The 19,262-nt window shown below is 70.7% G+C and carries 15 protein-coding genes; 8 read left to right on the top strand and 7 right to left on the bottom strand.

The genetic code is table 11. The features are described from left to right. Positions 1-47: 47 nt before the first annotated feature. A complete protein-coding gene (locus ACIBI9_RS62715; RefSeq protein WP_397237801.1) occupies positions 48-881 on the bottom strand; it encodes an oxidoreductase in 834 nt (277 codons plus the stop codon). 316 nt (positions 882-1,197) lie between these two features. Here ACIBI9_RS62715 and ACIBI9_RS62710 point away from each other — a divergent pair, with 316 nt between their 5' ends. Further along, positions 1,198-2,196, top strand: a complete 999-nt coding sequence (locus tag ACIBI9_RS62710) for an AraC family transcriptional regulator ligand-binding domain-containing protein (protein WP_397237799.1) — start codon at positions 1,198-1,200, stop codon at positions 2,194-2,196. Positions 2,197-2,305: 109 nt separating this feature from the next. Here ACIBI9_RS62710 and ACIBI9_RS62705 read toward each other — a convergent pair whose 3' ends face one another. Genes ACIBI9_RS62705 through ACIBI9_RS62695 form a run of 3 tightly spaced genes read right to left on the bottom strand, consistent with a single transcriptional unit; the run spans position 2,306 to position 4,716 of the window. After that, entirely contained in the window at positions 2,306-3,076 is a 771-nt protein-coding gene (locus ACIBI9_RS62705) for a siderophore-interacting protein (RefSeq protein ID WP_397237797.1), read from the bottom strand. 48 nt (positions 3,077-3,124) lie between these two features. Next, a complete protein-coding gene (locus ACIBI9_RS62700) occupies positions 3,125-4,033 on the bottom strand; it encodes a PDR/VanB family oxidoreductase (protein ID WP_397237795.1) in 909 nt (302 codons plus the stop codon). Between the two features lie 23 nt (positions 4,034-4,056). Next, positions 4,057-4,716: an MSMEG_1061 family FMN-dependent PPOX-type flavoprotein gene (locus tag ACIBI9_RS62695; protein WP_397237793.1), complete on the bottom strand. Its 660-nt coding sequence runs from the start codon at positions 4,714-4,716 to the stop codon at positions 4,057-4,059. Positions 4,717-4,785: 69 nt separating this feature from the next. Between ACIBI9_RS62695 and ACIBI9_RS62690 the strand changes: the two genes are divergently transcribed. Further along, positions 4,786-5,400 carry a TetR/AcrR family transcriptional regulator gene (locus ACIBI9_RS62690; protein ID WP_397237791.1) on the top strand — a complete coding sequence of 205 codons (615 nt, stop codon included), beginning with the start codon at positions 4,786-4,788 and terminating at the stop codon, positions 5,398-5,400. Positions 5,401-5,517: 117 nt separating this feature from the next. Here the strand turns inward: ACIBI9_RS62690 and ACIBI9_RS62685 are convergent, their stop codons facing one another. Then, entirely contained in the window at positions 5,518-6,777 is a 1,260-nt protein-coding gene (locus ACIBI9_RS62685) for a serine hydrolase domain-containing protein (protein WP_397237789.1), read from the bottom strand. 144 nt (positions 6,778-6,921) lie between these two features. Here ACIBI9_RS62685 and ACIBI9_RS62680 point away from each other — a divergent pair, with 144 nt between their 5' ends. From ACIBI9_RS62680 to ACIBI9_RS62665, 4 genes are read left to right on the top strand one after another with little or no spacing between them, the layout of a single operon-like run. Next, entirely contained in the window at positions 6,922-7,572 is a 651-nt protein-coding gene (locus tag ACIBI9_RS62680; protein ID WP_397237787.1) for a hypothetical protein, read from the top strand. Continuing rightward, entirely contained in the window at positions 7,533-8,141 is a 609-nt protein-coding gene (locus ACIBI9_RS62675; protein WP_397237785.1) for a DUF1989 domain-containing protein, read from the top strand. The genes ACIBI9_RS62680 and ACIBI9_RS62675 overlap by 40 nt, the downstream gene beginning before the upstream one ends. After that, positions 8,138-9,265, top strand: coding sequence for a tRNA-dihydrouridine synthase (locus ACIBI9_RS62670; protein WP_397237783.1), 1,128 nt, complete (start codon positions 8,138-8,140; stop codon positions 9,263-9,265). The genes ACIBI9_RS62675 and ACIBI9_RS62670 overlap by 4 nt, the downstream gene beginning before the upstream one ends. Then, on the top strand, positions 9,262-10,164 hold the full coding sequence (locus ACIBI9_RS62665; protein ID WP_397237781.1) for a polysaccharide deacetylase: 903 nt from the start codon (positions 9,262-9,264) through the stop codon (positions 10,162-10,164). Before ACIBI9_RS62670 ends, ACIBI9_RS62665 begins: the two co-directional genes overlap by 4 nt. On the opposite strand, the gene ACIBI9_RS62660 is transcribed toward ACIBI9_RS62665, so the two are convergent. Beyond that, entirely contained in the window at positions 10,152-11,726 is a 1,575-nt protein-coding gene (locus ACIBI9_RS62660) for a PucR family transcriptional regulator (protein ID WP_397237779.1), read from the bottom strand. The two genes, ACIBI9_RS62665 and ACIBI9_RS62660, sit on opposite strands and share 13 nt — an antisense overlap. 429 nt (positions 11,727-12,155) lie before the next feature. Here ACIBI9_RS62660 and ACIBI9_RS62655 point away from each other — a divergent pair, with 429 nt between their 5' ends. Continuing rightward, positions 12,156-13,109 carry a hypothetical protein gene (locus ACIBI9_RS62655; RefSeq protein ID WP_397237777.1) on the top strand — a complete coding sequence of 318 codons (954 nt, stop codon included), beginning with the start codon at positions 12,156-12,158 and terminating at the stop codon, positions 13,107-13,109. A 72-nt stretch (positions 13,110-13,181) separates the two neighbouring features. Beyond that, complete coding sequence (locus ACIBI9_RS62650; protein WP_397237775.1) at positions 13,182-18,362, top strand: DNRLRE domain-containing protein; 5,181 nt, start codon at positions 13,182-13,184, stop codon at positions 18,360-18,362. Between the two features lie 61 nt (positions 18,363-18,423). Here ACIBI9_RS62650 and ACIBI9_RS62645 read toward each other — a convergent pair whose 3' ends face one another. Beyond that, the gene (locus tag ACIBI9_RS62645; protein ID WP_397237773.1) at positions 18,424-19,242 is read right to left on the bottom strand and encodes a hypothetical protein; all 819 of its coding nucleotides are present in this window, start codon (positions 19,240-19,242) and stop codon (positions 18,424-18,426) included. Positions 19,243-19,262 lie beyond the last annotated feature (20 nt).

Below are 19,262 nucleotides of genomic sequence, written 5' to 3'. Positions count from 1 at the left end.
CAGGCCCTGGACGCCTCCTCGAGGTGACGAACGTCGCCCGCCGTGCCTCAGGACGCGGGCACGCCGGTGACGCGGCGCATGACCGCGTCGAACGTGCGGTTGGGCAGCACACCGTGCAGGAAGATCATCGGCTTGGCGCCGAAGCCGACCGCGTACCGCGTCTTGGGGCGGCGCGCCTTGACGGCCTTCACGATCGTCTTGGCGATCAGCTCGGGTGCCGAGAGGCGGCGCTCGTTGGCCTCGGAGCTGAGCGCATTGGCCACGGCGTTGCCCAGTGGCGCGTAAGGGCCGGTGCCGGAGACGGCGCGGACCTTCTGCGCGGCGATGCCGCCCCACTCGGACTTGACGCCGCCCGGCTCGATCACCACGACGTCGATCCCGAAGGGCTTGACCTCCAAACGCAGGCAGTCGCTGATCGCCTCGAGCGCGAACTTGGTGGCGTGGTACCACGCGCCGAGGGAGGTGTAGATCTTGCCGCCCATGGAGGTGACGTTCACGATCGTGCCCGAGCGCTGCGCGCGCATGTGCGGCAGCACCAGCTGGGTCAGGCGGGCCGCGCCGAAGACGTTGACCTCGAACTGGTCGCGGGCCTCGTCCATGGGCACGTCCTCGATCGCGCCATAGGAGCCGTAGCCGGCGTTGTTGACCAGCACGTCGATCCGGCCGGTCTCGGCGATGATCTTCTCGACCCCGGCCTGCAGGGAGGAGTCGACGGTCACGTCCATCGCGAGCAGGCGGATGCCCGACTCGGCGAGGTGTTGCATGCGCTGCACCCGCCGCGCTGCGCCGTAGACGGTGTAGCCGGCCTCGTGGAGCTTGAGCGCGGTGGCCTCGCCGATGCCGGAGGAGGCGCCGGTGACCAGTGCGACCTTGGTTGCCATGGTGGTTCCTTCGAACGTGTCGGAGCTTGGTGGTCGTCGGCGCGGGCGCACCCGTCGTACCGCTCCCGCCGGCCTTCCGGGGGATCTCGACCTTCGCCACCCACGCTAGGGACCCATCCGGGCTCATCGACTAGCAGAGCGCGCCGATCCACTTGCAGCCGGCGCCACTGACGCAGACCCGCCGCATTCGGCGGTGAGGTGGCCGTCGCGCCCGGTCCCGCCTGCGGCGTGATCCCGGCACACCGTGACGTGATCAGCCAACAGATTGGCGTCATCCGCAAGTGGCATCGGAGCTCGCAGTCTCTAGGCTGGACTGATGAGCGGCGAGCGATTCACCCTGGACCCGAGCTTCAAGGCACTGCTGAACGATCTCGGCGTGTCGCCGACGCGGGTGCTGCGCCGCGCCCAGTTGCCGGCCGACCTGTTCGGCCGCGGGCCGATCGCTCTGGCACCTGAGGAGTACTTCCGGTTCTGGGAGGCGCTCGACGCCGAGGGCGGTGATCGCGATCTCGCTGTCGGGATCGGCCGGTCGATCTCGGTCGAGATGTTCAACCCTCCCATCTTCGCCGCTCTGTGCAGCGCCGACCTCGCGACCGCCGCACAGCGCATCGCGACGTACAAGCCGTTGATCGGCCCGATGCGGCTTGAGCTCGACCAGGGCGGCGACGGGCTGACGATCACCTGCCACTGGCCCGCCGGCATGACCCCGCCGCAGCTGCTGGCCACGGCCGAGCTGGTGTTCTGGGCCGCCCTGGCCCGGATCGCGACCCGCCACCACGTCCGGCCGGTCAAGGTCAGCCTCCCGCAGCCACCCGCAGACCTCCTCGCGCTCGAGGGCTTCTTCGGGGCACGCGTACGCACCGGGTCCGCCCACGCCATCACCTTCGACCCCCACGACGCGCACCGCCCGTTCCTGACCGAGAACGAGCAGATGTGGCGATTCTTCGCACCCGAACTGCGCAGACGCCTTTCCGACCTGCAGGCCACGGCCAGCGTCGCCGACCGCGTGCGCGCGGCCCTGCACGAGACACTCCCAGCCGGCGGCGCCTCCATGACCGAGGTCACCCGCCACCTCGCCGTCAGCGCGCGCACGCTGCAGCGACAGCTGCAACTCGAGGGCACCACCTTCCAAGAAGTCCTCGCCAGCACTCGCGAGGACCTCGCCCGCCACTATCTGAGCCACAGCGCGATGCGCACCGCCGAAATCGCCTACCTACTGGGCTATGACGACTCCAACTCCTTCTACCGGGCGTTCCGCACCTGGACCGGGACAACCCCGGACACCCTCCGGGCCACCGCCGCCGCCGGAGCCTGACCGGATCCGGTGCCGCTGGTCAGGCAAATGTGTTCGACTTTCGGCGGATGCTACGCCGACCCGAAACTCCGCAGGCACAGCCGAGCGGGCGCTGATCGGGGCGAGGGTGTCAGCCGGGGCTGGAGCGGCCGTGCCGCCAGTAGCCGATGAACGCGATGTCGCCCCTGGGCGTGCCGCGGTCGTTCACCAGGTGCCGGCGCAGCCCTGTGGGCAGGCGGGACTCGCCCGCGACCCAGGTGTAGAAGCGGCCGGCGGGCAGAGCCGCCCGCTTGACGGTTTCGAGGGCCAGCTCGCCGGGAGTGGTGGCGGTGCCGTCGCGGGGAAGCCAGTGGATCCGTACGCCCTGCGGGTGCGCCACGTCCGTACGGATGTCCGCGGTCTCGGGGACCTCCAGGAAGACCTCGGCGACGAGCGAGGCCGGTGCGTGCTCCAGGATCGCCAGGATGGCGGGCAGCGCGCTCTCGTCACCGACGAGGAGGTGCCACGCGGCGTCGGACGGCGGCAGGTAGCTGATGCCCATGTCGAAGATGCCCGCCGGATCGCCGGGCCGGGCGCGTAGCGCCCACGCCGAGGCCGGGCTCGTGCCGCCGTGCAGCGCGAATTCGATGTCCACCTCGTACGCTTCAGGGCGGAACCGCCGGATCGTGTAATTACGTACCCACGGCCGCCGCGACTTCGGCAGGAGCAGCACCTGCGCCATCCAGGCCTCGTTGGAGAGGGTCGGCATCCTGAGGCCGATCTGGCCATCGCGGGGGAAGAACAGCCGTACCGTCTGGTCGAAGCCCATCGGCCGCAACCGCTCCAGTGCGGGGCCGCCGAGGGTGACGGTGGTGAAGTGGGGGCTCAGCCTCGTGTTCCTGACGACCTCCAAGGTGATCATTTGTCGTGTTTCCGGCAGGCGTACCTTCGGCAGCACCTGATGTTCTCCTCACAGGTCGATGACGAGGCGGGCCGACAGCGAGCGGGACACGCAGGCGTACATGCGGCCGGGCGCGGCGCCGATGTCGTCGCGATGCTCGGGCTCGCCCTCCAGAACGGTGAGCTCGCAGCTGCCGCAGACGCCTTCCCGGCAGCCTGAGGGCACGGGATGACCGGCGTGGGTCAGGGCGTCCAGCAGCGACTCGTCCGCGGGCACCGGCACGGTACGTCCTGATCGTGCGCACACGACGTCGAATGCGGTGTTGGGCGCGAACGTCCTGGGCGTCGGGCGGAAGCGCTCGATGTGCAGCCGTTCGGCGGGGAAGACGGCCTCGCAGGCGGTGAGCAGGGAGGCGGGCCCGCAGCAGTACACGACGGTCTCCGGCCCCAGGGAGGCGGCGAGGGTGGCGAGGTCGGGGCGGGCATCGTGCCCGGTGGCGACGAGCGTCACCCGGTCGCCGTACGCGGAGCGCAGTTCGTCGGCGAAGGGCATGGTGGCGTACGTACGTCCCGTGTAGACCATCGAGCCGGACGCGCCCCCGTCGACGGCCGCCCGCAGCATCGGCAGGATGGCGGTGACGCCGATCCCGCCCGCCAGGAAGAGGTAGTCCGGAGCGGGGACGAGCGGGAAGTTGTTGCGTGGCAGGGACACCTCCAGCGTGCGCCCCTGCCGGAGATAGCGGTGGATGTAGTCGGAGCCGCCCCGGCTGAGCCGTTCGTGGCGCACCGCGATGCGGTAGCGCCCGCGGTCGGCCGGGTCGCCGCACAGGGAGTACTGCCTGGTCAGCCAGTTCGGCAGGGCGAGGTCGATGTGCGCGCCCGGCTCCCAGGGCGCCAGCGGGCCGGTCGCGCCGCGCAGGGTGAGGGCGACGACGTCCTCGGCGGGCCGGTCGATGCGGTCGAGGATGGTGAGCTGCATGAGGTGATCACGTCTGGTTTCGGTCAGTACAGTTTCCGGTAGCCCTCTTCGAGGCCTGCTTCGATGAGTCGCGGGTCGATGTCGAGCCCGAACTGCGCCGCCGCCACTTCGCCGAGTGCCGGGAGCTCGTCCGCGAGTGCCTGGCTGGCGGGGTCCCACAGGCGGGAGCGGATGAGCGCGCGGCCGCAGTGGAAGTAGGCCTCCTCGACGTCGACGACGAGAGCCAGTACGGGCTCGCTGGCCTCGGTCTGCATCCGGGCGAGCACGTCGGGCTCGTCGGTGGGGTAGGCCCGGCCGTTGACGCGCAGGCTCTCCCGCGAGCCCGGGATGAGGAACAGCAGCCCGATCCCGTCGTTCTCCGCGAGGTTGCGGAAGGAGTCGGCGATCTTGTTTCCGGGCCGGTCGGGGATCGCGAGCGTGTGTTCGTCGAGGACCTTCACGAAGCCCGGGTAGTCGCCGCGCGGCGAGCAGTCGGCCCGGCCCGACGCGTCCGCGGTGGCCATCGCCAGGAAGGGCGAGTGCGCGATGAAGCGGCGGATGTGCTCGTCGATGTGGTCCCGGATCTTGTTCGCGATCATCGGGTCAGGTTCGCCGAGCCGGGAGCGGACCTCGTCGAGTGACAGCGGCCGGGGCCGCCGAAAGGACGGACGACGCTCCGCGAGTGGCGCATTTTGCCTGCTCATGGCACTATTATGAGCAATCCTTCGGTTCTTGCGCTACTCGCTTTCACCCTCTTCGACAGGAGGTCCGCGGTGTCGGAGAAGCACCGGCTCCACCCGCGCAAACAGCCCCAGCAGGCCCGCGCCGAGCTCACCCGCCAACGCATTCTCAAGGCGGCTGCTCACGTTTTCGCCGAGTACGGCTACGCCGCCGGCACCACCAACCGCATCGCCGAGCGCGCGCGCGTGTCGATCGGATCGCTGTATCAGTACTATCCGAACAAGGACGCCATACTGCTGGAGCTGATGACCGGCCACATCGAGAGCGGCGCGAGCGAGGTCAGCCGCCGCCAGGCCGAGGAACTGCCCGACACCATCGAAGGCGTCATGCGCGTCTTCGTACAGGCCGCCATCGCGAACCACCTGGACGACCCGCAGTTGCTGCGCATCATGTTGGAGCAGGCGCCGCGCTCCCAGGAGCTGGTGAAGAAGGTCCACCAGTACAAGGACGCGTGGACCGCCTACACCCGCGAGCTCCTGCGCCGCCATCCCGAGGTGCGGGTCCCCGACGTCGACACCGCCGCCCGGATCATCAACGCCACGATCGAACTGGTCGTCCACCAGGTCATCGCGGACCACGAGCCTGTCGACCCGAAGCGCCTGGAGGACGAACTCGTCTCGATGTTCACCCGATACCTCCGGGGATGAGACCCCGCTTGCGGGCGTGCAGCGCCTTCTCGACGGCGGGCACGACGTGCACGGAGATCTCGGGGAGAGAGCAGATCTCCGGAGCCGATGAGCATCGTTCCGCCGTCAACGGGCGGGCTATGTGCCGGCGATCAGGCGTCGTTCCAGGTCGATGATCGGCTCGATGCTCTGCAGGTCGTAGTTGCTCAGGATGACGGCCGTCCAGTCCAGGTCGAGGTAGACCGACCAGCTCGTCGATATGCCGCCCGCACCGCCTCCATGGGTGATGATGCGCTGGTTGTTGTAGGTGGCGGCCACAGGCCCGTATGCCTGGAAGCTCTCCCCGCGAAGGGAGCTGCCGGGGGTGCCCTCCTTCAGCGGCTTGGCGGAGATCTTCCCGTTCACGTACAACTCGGTGTAGGGCCGGGCGGTGAGCTTGCCGCTTTGCAGGGCGACCGCGAAGCGCACGAGGTCGGGGGCGGTGGAGAAGCCGTTGCCGCCGCCTGTTCCCATCCATCCCCGGGCGGAGTTGCTGCCTTGGCCGGCGTCGCCGTAGACGGAGCCCTTGTCGAGGTTGCGGACGGCGTCGATCCGTGAGCCGTCCTTCTGATACATGTACGGATGGGCGATGCGCCTGTCGGCCAGCCACTGGCGGCGGTCGTAGTAGGCGGAGTCCTTCATACCGGCCGGGATGAAGATGTTCTGGCGGACGTAGTCCTGGAACGACTGGCCGGAGACCTTCGCCACGAGTTCGCCGAGCAGGGTGTAGCCCATGCTGCTGTAGGCCTTCTTCGTCCCTGGGGCGAACTCCAGCTCGAAGGTCTTCAGATTCGCCCAGAAGTCCTCCATCTGCTCCTCATAGCTGTTGTGGATCTTCTCCGGCGGCGGCTGCTCGCCCGGACGCCGGGCGTCGCCCAGGCCACTGGTGTGGGTGAGGAGGTGATGCACGGTGATGCGTTCGGCCATTGCCGCCGGCAAGCCGTCCAGATGCTTGCTCACCAGGTCGTAGAACCTGAGCTTGCCCCGCTGGGCGAGCTGCACGAGAGCCAGCCCGGTGAACGGCTTGGAGGACGAGGCCAGAGCGTAGACGGTGTCGATCCTGTTCGGGATCTTGCCTTCCTTGTCCGCCCAGCCGTAGGCGCGGGCCAGGACCTGGCGGCCGCGGTGCGCGATCATCACGGTGCCGGAAAACTGATCCTTGTCCGCCAGTTCTTTGATGTGCCGGTCGAAGGCGCCTCCAGGACGCAGGTCCTTGGGAATCCGGCCAGAGCCTGAGGAGAGGTCGGCGGTTTCTTGCGCGGCCGGCAGACCACCGGCCACCAGCGGGACCGCGCCCAGGAACCCGAGGGCGGAGCGGCGCGAAGGGCCGTGGTCAGGCGAGGGATGCGACAATTCCATGGACATCCTTTCACGAGGAACGACGTGCGAGGGGATACAAGCACGCAGGTCGTTTCCTCGGCGTTTCCGTCGACCGGTGAATGCCCTGGAAACCTGTCCACCGGAGCTGGTGACACGCTGTGGCTCGCCCCAACCCTGGACAGCGTGGGCATCTTCGCCACGTCGATGCGCGACGTCATCGCCATGGATGCCGTCCTCGTCGGCGGGACAGTATCCCCTGGGGACTCCCGGCCGATCACCCTCGTGGTTCCTCGCGGGGAACTGCTCGACGACTGCGATCCGGAGGTACGGAGGCCCTTCGAGGCCCGGATGGCGCTGCTGGCGAGCCAGGGCGTGAAGATCCTAAAGCGGAGCCTGCCCGCCCTGGAGGCGGCCAAGCGGGTCCTGGCGGAGAACGCCACGATCGTCGAGGCAGAGGCCCACGCGCGCTACGGGCACCTGCTGCGTTCGAGCGACGGCGTCCAGGTCGATCACGGCATCATGCGCCCGCTCGCCGGCTTCGCGGCGCGGCCGGGCGACGCCGGCCCGGTCTACGAGGCGATGAGGGGACTCCCAGAGAGCGCGGGGTGCCGGGCTTCTCCTGTCACCCGCCGCGGGCCGGGACCGCGCGCCTCTCGACTGCGCGGCCGGTATCGAGGCCGCGGGACCGGCGGCGGAACGCACACTCGGGAGCGTTGTAGGTTCATCCATCGCCTCGGACGAACACAGGGGGAATCTCCATGGCCTGTCCGCGTGCCGGCTGGTTGGCTGTCGGTATGCGACTCATCGTGCCCGCCACCGAAGGGCGGGCGGTAAAGGTCAGGTCCGGTCAGCGCGTGCGGGTCACCGACCTCGAAGGAGGTCAGGTCGGCGACGTGTTCGCGTTCGCCGCGGACGACGTGAACGAGCACCTCAGCGCGTCACACACCCGAGCCGCCACCAGCCGCCTGTTCCCGGCGGTCGGCGAGCAGTTCGTCACCGACCGCCGCAGGCCCATCCTCACCCTGGTGGAGGACACCTCCCCCGGGCGGCATGACCTGCTCATCGCCGCCTGCGACCCGGCCCGCTATCGCGCTCTGGGCGTGCCGGGGTTCCACGCGTCTTGCGCGGACAACCTGGCCAGGAACATGGCCGGACTCGGTCTGGCCATCCCGACCCCGCAGCCCGTCAACGTGTTCATGAGGATCCCCGTGGCGGACGACGGCCGGCTGAGCTGGCTGAACTCGATCAGCCGCCCAAATGACTCGATCACGTTCGAGGCGGCGATGGACTGCGTGTTCGTGGTCTCGGCCTGCCCTCAGGACCTGGTCGGAATCAATGGCCACGAGCCGACGCCGTTGGCGATCGATCTCCTCGACGGCCGGCAAGGAGTGAGCGAACAATGAACGACATCCAGCACCCCGCCCTGCGACCGGACCGGATCGGCGATCTCCACCTCGCCAACCGGCTGGCCGTCTCCCCCATGACCAGGGTGTCCGCCGCCGCCGACGGCACGCCGACGTCCGAGATGGCGGACTACTACACGGCCTTCGCCCGCGGCGGTTTCTCCCTCGTCCTGACCGAGGGAACCTATACCGACACGCGCTACAGCCAGGGGTACGCCAACCAGCCCGGCATCGTCACCGACGGCCACGAGGCCGCCTGGCGGGACATCACCAGCCGCGTGCACGACGCCGGAGCGCCGATGATCCTCCAGCTCATGCACGCGGGCGCGCTCTCGCAGGGCAACCGTTACCGCGACGACACGGCGGCGCCGTCGGCCGTCCAGCCGCGCGGGCAGAAGATGCCGGAATACGGCGGGCACGGCCCTTGGCGGACGCCCCGCGCGATGAGCCAGGACGACCTCGACCAGGTGGTGCACGGCTTCGTGACGTCGGCCGTCCGCGCCCGGCGAGCGGGCTTCGACGGGGTCGAGGTGCACGGCGCCAACGGCTATCTCGTGGACCAGTTCCTGACCGACTACACCAACCAGCGCGGCGACCGCTATGGTGGCACGGTCGCCAATCGGGTACGACTCGCGGCAGAGATCGTCTCCGCCATCCGCGCGGAGGTCGGTCCGCGTTTCTGCGTGGGGATCCGTTTGTCGCAGGGCAAGGTCAACGACTTCACCCACAGATGGGCGGGCGGCTCCAGGGACGCGGAGATCATCTTCGCCGCGCTCGCCGAAGCAGGGGCGAGCTACCTGCACATCGCCAGTGAAGGACGGGACTGGGTGGAGACCGCGACCCTGGACGGGCAGGTGACGATCACGGGCCTGGCCAGGAAGGTGACCGGACTGCCCGTGCTGGCCAACGGCGGCATGCACGATCCCGCCCGGGCGGCCATGGTGCTGCAGGACGGTCACGCTGACGTACTGGCCCTCGGCCGGGGAGCGCTCGCCAACCCGGACTTCCCCCGGCGCCTGGCCCAAGGGCTGCCCCTGGCGGACTTCGATCACCGGATGCTCCAGCCCATGGCGACGCTGAGCAACGCCCGCCTGTGGCGGCCGGCGGCCGGAGTGCCGGCTTGAGCGCGCCCCGGCGGGCCGAGCGGGCGGGCGAGATCCGCGGCGGCTGGCGTGGCGGGTCCGCCGCGGTCGTGGCGCTCACCTTCGATGTGGACGCGGAGACCCCCGTGCTCGCGCAGGGCCGCCGCTTCGCCGGCCACGCGAGCACGATGTCCCACCAGGCGTACGGTCCCGAGGTCGGGCTGCCCCGCATTCTCGACCTTCTGGACGAGCTGGGCGTCCCCGCCACGTTCTTCGTGCCCGGCTGGGTTGCCGAGCACCGCCCCGCACTCGCCCCGTCGATCGTCGAACGGGGCCACGAGGTGGCGCACCACTCCTACAGCCACCGGCCGCCCACGTCCATGACCGCAGAGGAGGAACGCGCGGACTTCGAGCGCGCTCTGGCGGTCTTCGACAGCCAGGGCATCGAGATCCGGGGACACCGGGCGGCGCTGTGGGAAGCGTCCTGGCTGACGGCTGACCTGGTCGCGGAGCACGGCCTGCGCTACGACTCCTCTCTCATGGGGGACGACAAGCCGTACAAAGTGGCCACGCCCGCCGGCGAGATCGTCGAGCTGCCCGTCCACTGGTCGCTCGACGACTGGGAGCAGTACGCGTTCCTGCCCGCGCCTCATGTCGGCTCCGTCATCGAGTCCCCGGCGAAGGTGCTGGAGCTGTGGCGGGCCGAACTCGACGGGATGCGCCATTACGGCGGCCTGTTCAACCTGTGCGTCCATCCGTTCCTGTCCGGCCGGCCGGGCCGCGCTCTGGCGTTGCGGCAGTTCCTGGAATACGCGCAGAGCTGCGCTGACGTGTCCTTCGCCCGCTGCCGTGACGTCGCCGAGTGGGCGGCCGCGGACGCCGGCCTGACCGTGCGCCGGCCCCGGCCTCCGGTGGTGGATCCGGACGTCTACCCGGACTGAGCCCGGTCCATGGCCTCGGCGGTCAGCGCCAGGAACAGATCGACCCGGTCCTCCGTGCGTCCCACGTCTCTGCCGGTGAGCTCGGCGATCTTGGCCAGCCGGTTGCGCAGGGTGTTGACGTGGATGTGCAACGCCCCGGCCGTCGCCGCCCATTGCCCGTCATGATCGAGGAACGTCCGCAGCGTCAGCTCGAGCTCGCCGCCCCGCCGCGCGTCATGGTCCTTCATCGGGCCGAGGATCTTGCGGGAGAACTCGGTCAAGGTCTCGGCGTCGAGCAGTCCGAGGAGCAGCCGGTGCGTGCCCAGCTCGGCAAAGGCCCGCACGGAAGGACCCGTGCGGGTGCGCCGCAGCACGCGGCACGCCTCCCTGGACTGCAGGAGCTGGGGGCGCAGCTCGGCCGCGTGGGCGGCGAGTCCTCCCAGTCCGACGACCGGGCGCAGACCGGGGAAGCGCCGCTCGATGCTCCCCGCCAGGCGCCGGCCGAGCAGCGGCAGCTCGTGCTCGGGATGACGCCACGGCAGGACGGCGACGACGTCCTGCGTGCCACCGGCCACGACCGCAGGTATCCCTTCGGCCGCGAAGAACTCCGCGATCACCTCCGCGAGCCCGTGCATCGTCGCGGCCTCGCCGTCCGCGAACGCCACGGCGCACACGGCCAGCGGACCGCTCGGATCCACGCCGAAGGCGCGCAGCCGGCCAGGAACCTCCGTCGCCCGCCAGCCTCCCGAGAGGATCATCTCCAGGAGCTCGCTGGCGAAGCGCATCTCGATGGCCTGGACCGCCTGCTGTTTCGCCACCTCCAGGCTGAGGAAGCGAGCCGTCTGCTCCAGCGCCTGCCGCTCGGGCGTCGCGAGCTCGCGCAACGGGCGCAGGCAGATGAGAGCCGCGTCGATGTCGCCGACGGCGCCCACCGGGAACAGCGCCGCACGCCCCAAGTCTCCGAGGTCCACCTCCAGGGCCGGGGGCTTCTTGGCCAATGCCGTGGCCACGGCATGCAGCCGGTCGCCGTCCAGGCTCGCGCCGGCCACCGCGAGGGAACGCGCCATCCTGTCGACCACCGCCAGGGGCAGGTCATGCTCACGGCGCAGGACCTCGAGCACGCCGGAGGCGCCGGCGCCCCGGGAGATCGCCGTGGCCAGCGCGTCTCCCCGGCGCACCATGCCGACCAGCGACTGCTTGCGTTCGTCGGTCAGCATGTCGGCCATGGCCTGCGAGACCGCCGTGAACGGCACCGCGACGGAGATCTCCAGCAGCGTCAGCTCCTCTTCGCGACAGGCTTCGACCAGCTCCTCGGGAGTGTCCGGCATCTCCGCGCGCAAGCCGAACACGATGCCGCTGGCCTTGGCCTTCTTGACGTTCGACACGAACTGCGCGGCGGGCACCCGTTCGAGCCACAGGCCGTTGGTCACCACGAGCTCCCCTTCGCGTACGTAGTGCGAAGGGTCGGGCAGCTCGGTGTTGTGCACCCACGCGACGGGCGCCTCCAGTGCGCCCGGCCGGCCCGGCACCAGCACACGGAGCTCCAGCGAGGCGCGATCCAGCAGGGATTGGAGCGTGAACACGCTGTAACCATATACAGGGATCGCTTCAATCCATAGAAGATTATCCATCGAGCCCATTCCCGCGGCTTCCCGGGATTCCACTCCCTGCTGGGCCACAAGGGCGTCAACCAGATGGTGATCGGCCGCGCCGCGTTCGAGCTCAAAGGCGCTCACCATGGGCCGGGTCGAGCCTGGCGCTCTACGGCTTCTACGCGATCCGCACCTTCGAGCGGACGCCTCGACGTGGCGGCGCCGTATCGCGTGGACGCCTCCCCGTACGGACCGGTGAACGGGCGCGCCGGCCTGCCTGGCCGCCGGGCTCTACCACCGGCTCGCCCGGAAGACAGCAAACGTTTACGGTCCGGCCACCCAAGATCATCCAGTTGGTCGCCGATGATCTTTACGTTTGCGGCGTTTGTGCATCTCCCCCACCTACGTGGAAGGACATCCATGCGCATTTCCGCTCGGGCATTCGTCGTCACCTTAGCGACGGCCCTGGCACTCAGCAGCGCGACCGTGGCCGGCACCCCGGCCATCGCGCAGGAAGACCCCGCCCTGGCAGCCCTCACCCAGGTGGTGCCCGAGATCGTCGAAGAGGCGAGGACGACCCCGCCCACCGAGATCCCGGACGGCGACGTCCAGCGGCCCTTCGCCATCGCTACGGACCCCGACCGCACGCTGGTCGCGACCGTCAGCGAGACCGACATCGGCATCGGCATGCCGGAGGCCGACGGCGCCGGCAGCCAGCCGCTGCCCGGCCTGGTCACCTACGCCGCCAAGCAGCCGAGCGTGGCCTACGCCCACCAGCGCACCGGTCAGATCGCCCGCGCGCTGACCATCATCAAGGATGCCTCGGCGCCGACCGAGTACCGCTTCCCGATCAACGCCCCCGAGGGCAGCATGCTGGAGGTCGAGGAGGACGACGGCACCGTCCTGATCTACAACAACGACTTCTACCTCGCCGAGATCGACCTGCCCTGGGCCAAGGACGCCAACGGCAACCCGGTGCCGACTTCGTACCGGGTGGAGGGCATGACGCTCATCCAGACGGTCGACCACGCGGGCGCCGCCTACCCCGTGGTCGCCGACCCCGCACTCAAGCTGCAGTGCGAGTGGTGGAAGGCCATGTGCCGGCTGATCTTCTCGAAGAAGCTCACCAAGAAGATCTACAACGCCTGGTTCGTCGCCGGCGTCGCCGGCGCCATCGAGGCGTTGAAGGGCTCCTGCGACAAGCTCAAGGGTAAGGCCAAGCTGATCTGCAAGGTCGCCTACACGACGGGTGGCGCCTCGGCCATCTACAAGGTCCGGGAAGCCGCCAGAAAGAACCAGTGCTTCGCGATCCGGTTCCAGGCTCCAGGAATCACCTGGTACGAGGTCCGCAAGAAGAGCTGCCAGAGCAAGTAGCCCCCGCACCATCCCGACGCCCCCGCCCGATCCGGCGGGGGCGTCGCCCTACGCGCACCTCCCGGAGCACCCATGCCTGTCTTGACGCCACGGGCCCTCGCCGGTGGCCTCGCTCTCCTGCTTCTCCCCCTGGCCGCGCTTGCGTCACCTGCCGCCGCAGAGCCGCCCGCCGCCGCTTCGGGGGATGACCCGAGCGCCCCCGCCCGGCTCACCGCCGACCCGAGCGCCCCGGACGAGGCCTCCGCCCGGCTGTCCGCCCGCCTGACGGGCCGGCGCGTCGAGGTCGCGGACGTCCGTACGGAGACCACCACCACCTTCGCCAACCCCGACGGCACGCTGACGGTGGACTCGTTCGCCGGCCCCGTCAGGTTCCGCCGCGACGGCGCGTGGGCCCCGGTGGACATCTCGCTCACCAAGGCGCCGTCGGGCGAGATCGTGACCCGGGGCCACGGCCGCGCGCTCAAGCTCGCCGGCGGACGCACCGGGCTGTCGCGGCAGGCCGGCGTGTCGGGTTCGAGCGATCTGATCACGATCGGTGCGGGCGCCGCCAAGGTGACCATGCAGTGGAAGGGCGCGCTGCCCGCGCCGCGCCTGTCCGGCGAGACGGCCACGTACCCGGACGTCATGCCGGGCGCCGACCTGGTCGTCACCGCCACCAGGACGGGCGCCGAGCAGTTCCTGCTGCTCAAGTCCCGTCCGGCCGCCCCGCTGACGTACACGCTGGGACTGAAGGCGCCGGGCCTCGAACCGCGTGCATCGGCCGGCGGCGGCGTGGAACTGGTGGACGCCAAGGGCAAGGTCGCCGTCACCATCCCCGCCCCCGTCATGTGGGACGCCACCGAGCACCCCGTCTCGGGCGAGCACCTGCGCCGCGCCCCCGTGGACATGAAGGTCTCCGGGCGCGACCTCGTCCTCACCCCCGACCCGGCCTTCCTGAACGACCCGGCCACGGCCTACCCCGTCACCGTGGACCCGTCGCTCAACCTGGGCCAGGTCTTCGACACGTTCGTGCAGGAGGGCTACGGCACCGACCAGTCGGGCGCCACCGAGCTCAAGATCGGCAACAACGGCAGCGGCCAGGTCGCCAAGTCGTTCATCACGTGGAAGACCCCCGGCATCGCGGGCAAGAAGATCATCTCGGCCACGCTGAAGCTCTGGAACTACCACTCGTGGTCGTGCGACGCCCGCTCGTGGGAGGTCTGGTCGGCCGATCGCGCCTCGACGTCGTCGCGCTACCCGGGGCCGCACATGGCCGCCAAGTACGCCTCCTCCAGCGAGACGAAGGGCTACGGGAGCGGCTGCGCCGACGGCTGGGTCACCGCCAACGTCACCTCGCTGGTGCAGCACTATGCCAACCAGGGCTGGAAGGAGTCCGGCATGGGCCTGCGGGCCGCCAACGAGTCGGACAAGTACGCCTGGAAGAGGTTCCACTCGGGCAACGCCTCGTCGAAGGTGCCGGTGATCTCGGTGACGTACAACTCCTACCCGAGTACCCCGGTCTCGACCTGGGTCTCGCCGTACACCGAGTACGACGGCACGCTCTGGACCAACACGGTCACCCCGCAGCTGCGCAACCACGTACGCGACCCCGACGGCGGCAACGTACGCGGCCTGTTCGACGTGTACGCGGGCTCGACGCTGCTGATCGACAACCTCTACGGCGCGTACGTGGCCAGCAACGGCTTCTCCGGCGCCAACGTGCCCGCGGGCAAGCTGGCGAACGGCAAGACGTACACGATCAGGTCGTGGGCCAACGACGGCTCCCTGACCTCGAAGGCGTACCAGTCGAGGGCGTTCTCCATCGACACCGCCAAACCGCCCGCGCCCAAGGTGACCTCGGCGGACTACCCCGACGACGGCGGCTGGCACGGCGACGCCGGCAAGGCGGGCACGTTCACCCTCACCCCGGCGAACACCGACACCGGCTGGATCTCCTACAAGCTCGACGGCGGCGCCGCCACGAAGGTGCTCACGACGGGGGCGGCCGTGACCGCCAAGCTGACGCCCGCCACGACCGGCGCGCACACGCTCAGCGTCCACACCGTCGACAAGGCCGGCAACGCCTCACCGGTCACCGCGTACACCTTCAACGTGGGTTCCGGCGCGGCCGTGGCCACGCTGACCGCCCCCGCCGACGGCCTGCGCAGCACCGGCAAGGTGCCGCTCGCGGTGACGGGCACGGCCTTCACCCAGGCCAGGTTCCAGTTCCGGCGGGCCGAGACCGACGCCTGGGCGGACCTGCCGGTGGCGAACGTGACGGGCGCGGACGGCAAGCCGCTGACCGCCTGGCCCGTAGCCGCCCCCGACGGGGTGTCCGGCCTGGTCTGGGACGCGGGGACGCAGCTCGGCGACGCCGCCGTCCAGGTGCGCGCGCTCGTGGCGGGCTCCGGCGGGGCCACCGTGGAGTCCGGCCAGGCCGAGGTCGTCGTGGACCGCCGCGCCACCCGGGCCGCCACCAGCCAGGTCGGCCCCGGCGTGCTGAACCTGCTCACCGGCGACTACCGGCTCCAGACCTCGGCAGGCGGCCCGTTCGGCCTGACGCTCACCCGCACGGCCGCATCGCGCGACCCCGGCGTCACGTGGTCGCCCGCGCTGACCGTGCTCAAGGAGACCTCGCCGACGTCCGTCGAGCTGACCAGGGCCGACGGCACGCCGGTGCAGTTCACCAAGACCAAGGACGGCTGGCGGCCGGAGCCCGGCGCCGAGGACCTGACCCTCACCGGCACGTACACGCTCACCGACTCCCGCGGCGAGGCCACCTCCTTCACCAGGCAAGGGGACGTCTACGTACCCACAGGCCACGCCTACGAGCAGAACCGCCCCAAGTCGATCACCCGCTCCGGGCACACGCTGGAGCTCGGCTACGACGGCGCGGGCCGCCTGTCCACCGTCTCGCTGAAGGGAACGGTGATCACCCAGTACGGCTACGACGGCGCGGGCCGGCTCAGCGAGGTGTGGGACCCGCGGATCAGCCCGCCGCTGAAGACGACCTACGGCTACGACGCCGCCGGCCGGGTCACCACGCTCACCCCGCCCGGCGAGCTGCCGTGGACCTTCGGCTACGAGAGCGACGGCCGGCTGCGGTCCGTCAGCCGCCCCACGCTCAAGCCGGGCACCGCCGACCAGGTCGCCGGTGAGGCGAGGACCACGATCGGCTACGGCGTGCCGCTCACCACGGCGGGCGGCGGCCCGGCGGACCTGACGTCCCGGCAGGTGGCCGCCTGGGGCCAGGCCGTGGCGCCCGTGACGGCCACGGCGGTCCACCCGCCGGGCTCCACGAACCGCCCCACCGTGACGTACCTGGACGAGTCGGGCCGGGCGGTCAACGTGCTGACCCCCGGTGGCCACCTGTCCGCCACCGACTACGACCGGTTCGGCCACGCGGTACGGGTGCTCACCCCCGCGAACAGGGAGCTGTCGCAGCGGCCGGAGACCGACTACCGGCTCGTCGAGCTGGCCATCACCGGCTACGGCCCGGACGAGCGCGCCGAGCTGCTGTCCACCCGATCGATCTACGACGCCTCCGGCCGCCGCAAGCTGGAGGAGCTGAGCCCGGTCCACATCGTGAACCTGGAGTCCGACGTGGACGAGCTGCCCGCCGGATACGCCATCGGCGCCAGGGCGCACACCGTCAGCACCTACGACGAGGGCAGGCCGTCCGGAGCGACAGCCCGCGACCTGCCGACCACCGTCAAGGTCGGCGCCGTGATCGTCGGGCGCGAGTCCAAGCCGGACGTGGACGTGAAGACCACCGCCCTGTCCTACGACTGGGCGACCGGCCGGCAGATCAGGACCGTCCGCGACCCCGGCGGCCGGGCGGTGACCACCGATGCCGCGGGGCCGGTTCTCTACACGGCGACCGGCGGCGGCACCTGTGGCGGGCGGCCCGAGTGGGCCGGCCTGGTGTGCCAGGACGGCGGGCGGACCTACACCTACACCGCCTCCGGCCTGCCCGACACCGTGACCGAGGGGAACACGGTCACCACGATCAAGCGCGACCCGGCCGGCCGCCCCGCCTCGACCCAGGTCGGCGGCGAGGCCGAGATCGGCATCGGCTACAGCCCGGCCACCGGCCGGCCCACCGAGCGGTGGCGCGGCACGGAGAAGATCGTGACGGCCTACGACCGGCTGGGCCGGGTCATCTCCCACACCGACGCGGACGGCGGCCAGACCCGCACCGAGTACGACGACCTCGACCGCCCGGTCAAGATCACGGACTCGGCCCCGTCCACCAGGGTCTACGCCTACGACCACGCGGCCGAGCCGCGCGGCCTGCCCACCTCGGTCACCGACTCGGCGGCGGGCACCTTCACCGCCCGCTACGACGCCGACGGCCGCCAGATCGAGGGCGACCTGCCGGGCGGGCTGCACCTGCAGTCGCCGTACGACGAGCGCGGGCAGAACTACGCGCGGATCTACACCAGGGACGGCATGGAAGGCCCGGTGATGATCGACCAGGTCGGCCGGAACGTCCACGGGCAGGAGGCGCTCAGCATGCGCACCGACACCATGAGCGAGCGGCAGCTCGGCTACGACAAGGCGGGGCAGCTCGCGTCGGCGCTGGACATGGTGTTCCCGGTGTGCACGCTGCGCCGCTACGGCCACGACGGCGCGGGCAACCGGACCCGGCTGGCCGTGCAGGCGTCGGACGAGGACTGTCCGGTGGCCGACGACTCCGCCGCGAGCATCACGACGTACGCCTACACCTCGGACGGCAGGCTGACCGGCGACGGCTACGGCTACGACCCGGCGGGCCGCACCACCTCGCTGCCGGGCGGGCGGACCATCGGCTACTTCGCCGACGGCCTGCCGGCCAAGCAGACCTCCGGCGAGCGGAGCCTGGCGTGGACGCGCGATCCGGCGGGCCGGATCAGATCGGAGACCAGCGAGGCGGGCGCGGTCGCCGTCCACCATTACGGCTCCGACGGCGAGCGGCTCTCCTGGGTTGCCGAGAACGGCGCGGTCGTCCGCAACGTGGCCGGTGTCGGCGGCGAGCTGGCCGCGCTCGCGGGCGCGACCGGGTCGGTCCGCCTCCAGCTGCTCACGGTCGGCGGGCACGTGGGCACCGAGCTGGAGCTCGACAGCGGCCTGGCCACCGTGGTCGGGTACGACGAGTTCGGCCTGGCCACCCAGCCGGGCCGTTACGGCTGGCTGGGCGGCTCGTTCCACCCGACCACCCTGGACGGGACGGTCCTGGTGTCAGGCCGCCTGTACGACCCGTCGCTGGGCCGCTTCCTCCAACGGCCGTACTGAACCGGCTCAAAAGGCGCCACCCCGCCCGGGAGACCCGGACGGGGTGGCGCTGGGTCGGTGCTCAGCGCCGGGGAACGACCTTGAGGGACTTCACCAGCGTGTCGACGTCCGGCCACAGGCGCCGGTGCGTGTCGGGAATCGTGATCCACAGGACCGCGGGCCGCGGGCGTCCCGTGTCGACCGCGATGGCGACCGACAGCTCCTGCCTCGCCTTGCGGCCGTCCGGGCTCGGCGGCATCTGGATCATCCGGGCGAGCAGCCAGCCACGCCGTACCGGCTGCGAGGCGATGTCACGACCCGTCGTCCCGGAGGGGAACGCGCTGCCCTGCTTGTAGTCCAGCATCGCCCGGGCGGCGTCGTAGAGGCTGTCGCCGGCGTCGAGGTCGGACCACAGCTGCTGGGAGTCGATGTCGGCCCACCACTCGCGACCGTCGTCCGTGCCGTAGGTCTCGGTCAGCAGCGTCTGGCGGAGGTTGTAGCGGCCGTCCTTGATGGGGCCGTCGCCGATCGGGCGGCTCGGCCGCCACGGGGAACCCAGTTCGGCGAACGACAGGCCGGTCTTGGGGTCGGTCACCCTGCCGATCACGGGCGAGCCCTGGCCCGGCCGGCGGCGGAGCTTGACGACTCTCCCCTCCTGGATCCTCGTGACCTCGAGCCCGCTCGGGGACGGGGTGGCTGTCGCAAGGGTGGGGGTCGGGGTGGGCGTCGGCGCGGCGGACGCGGGACTCGGTGGAACGGCCGTCACGCTCGGGACCGGCGTCGGCATCGAACGTGGCTCCCGGGCGGATCCGCCGCCGACGGCCACGGGGATGCCGATGACGAGTTCGGCGAGGAGGACCGCGGAGCCGAGGAGCGGGACCCACTTCGGGAACGGTGCCATGAGCCGCTTCATGCGGTCGG

Source organism: Nonomuraea sp. NPDC050451 (assembly GCF_044458585.1).
The sequence above is the reverse complement of the archived record's forward strand: the minus strand, read 5'-3'. Positions and strand labels throughout refer to the sequence as shown.

Bases quoted from the DNA above. Each gene is read 5' to 3' on its own strand.
- ACIBI9_RS62715 (WP_397237801.1), bottom strand. From the start codon at position 881: ATGGCAACCAAGGTCGCACTGGTCACCGGCGCCTCCTCCGGCATCGGC.
- ACIBI9_RS62710 (WP_397237799.1), top strand. From the start codon at position 1,198: ATGAGCGGCGAGCGATTCACCCTGGACCCGAGCTTCAAGGCACTGCTG.
- ACIBI9_RS62705 (WP_397237797.1), bottom strand. From the start codon at position 3,076: ATGATCACCTTGGAGGTCGTCAGGAACACGAGGCTGAGCCCCCACTTC.
- ACIBI9_RS62700 (WP_397237795.1), bottom strand. From the start codon at position 4,033: ATGCAGCTCACCATCCTCGACCGCATCGACCGGCCCGCCGAGGACGTC.
- ACIBI9_RS62695 (WP_397237793.1), bottom strand. From the start codon at position 4,716: ATGAGCAGGCAAAATGCGCCACTCGCGGAGCGTCGTCCGTCCTTTCGG.
- ACIBI9_RS62685 (WP_397237789.1), bottom strand. From the start codon at position 6,777: ATGGAATTGTCGCATCCCTCGCCTGACCACGGCCCTTCGCGCCGCTCC.
- ACIBI9_RS62675 (WP_397237785.1), top strand. From the start codon at position 7,533: ATGCGACTCATCGTGCCCGCCACCGAAGGGCGGGCGGTAAAGGTCAGG.
- ACIBI9_RS62670 (WP_397237783.1), top strand. From the start codon at position 8,138: ATGAACGACATCCAGCACCCCGCCCTGCGACCGGACCGGATCGGCGAT.
- ACIBI9_RS62655 (WP_397237777.1), top strand. From the start codon at position 12,156: ATGCGCATTTCCGCTCGGGCATTCGTCGTCACCTTAGCGACGGCCCTG.
- ACIBI9_RS62650 (WP_397237775.1), top strand. From the start codon at position 13,182: ATGCCTGTCTTGACGCCACGGGCCCTCGCCGGTGGCCTCGCTCTCCTG.
- ACIBI9_RS62645 (WP_397237773.1), bottom strand. From the start codon at position 19,242: ATGGCACCGTTCCCGAAGTGGGTCCCGCTCCTCGGCTCCGCGGTCCTC.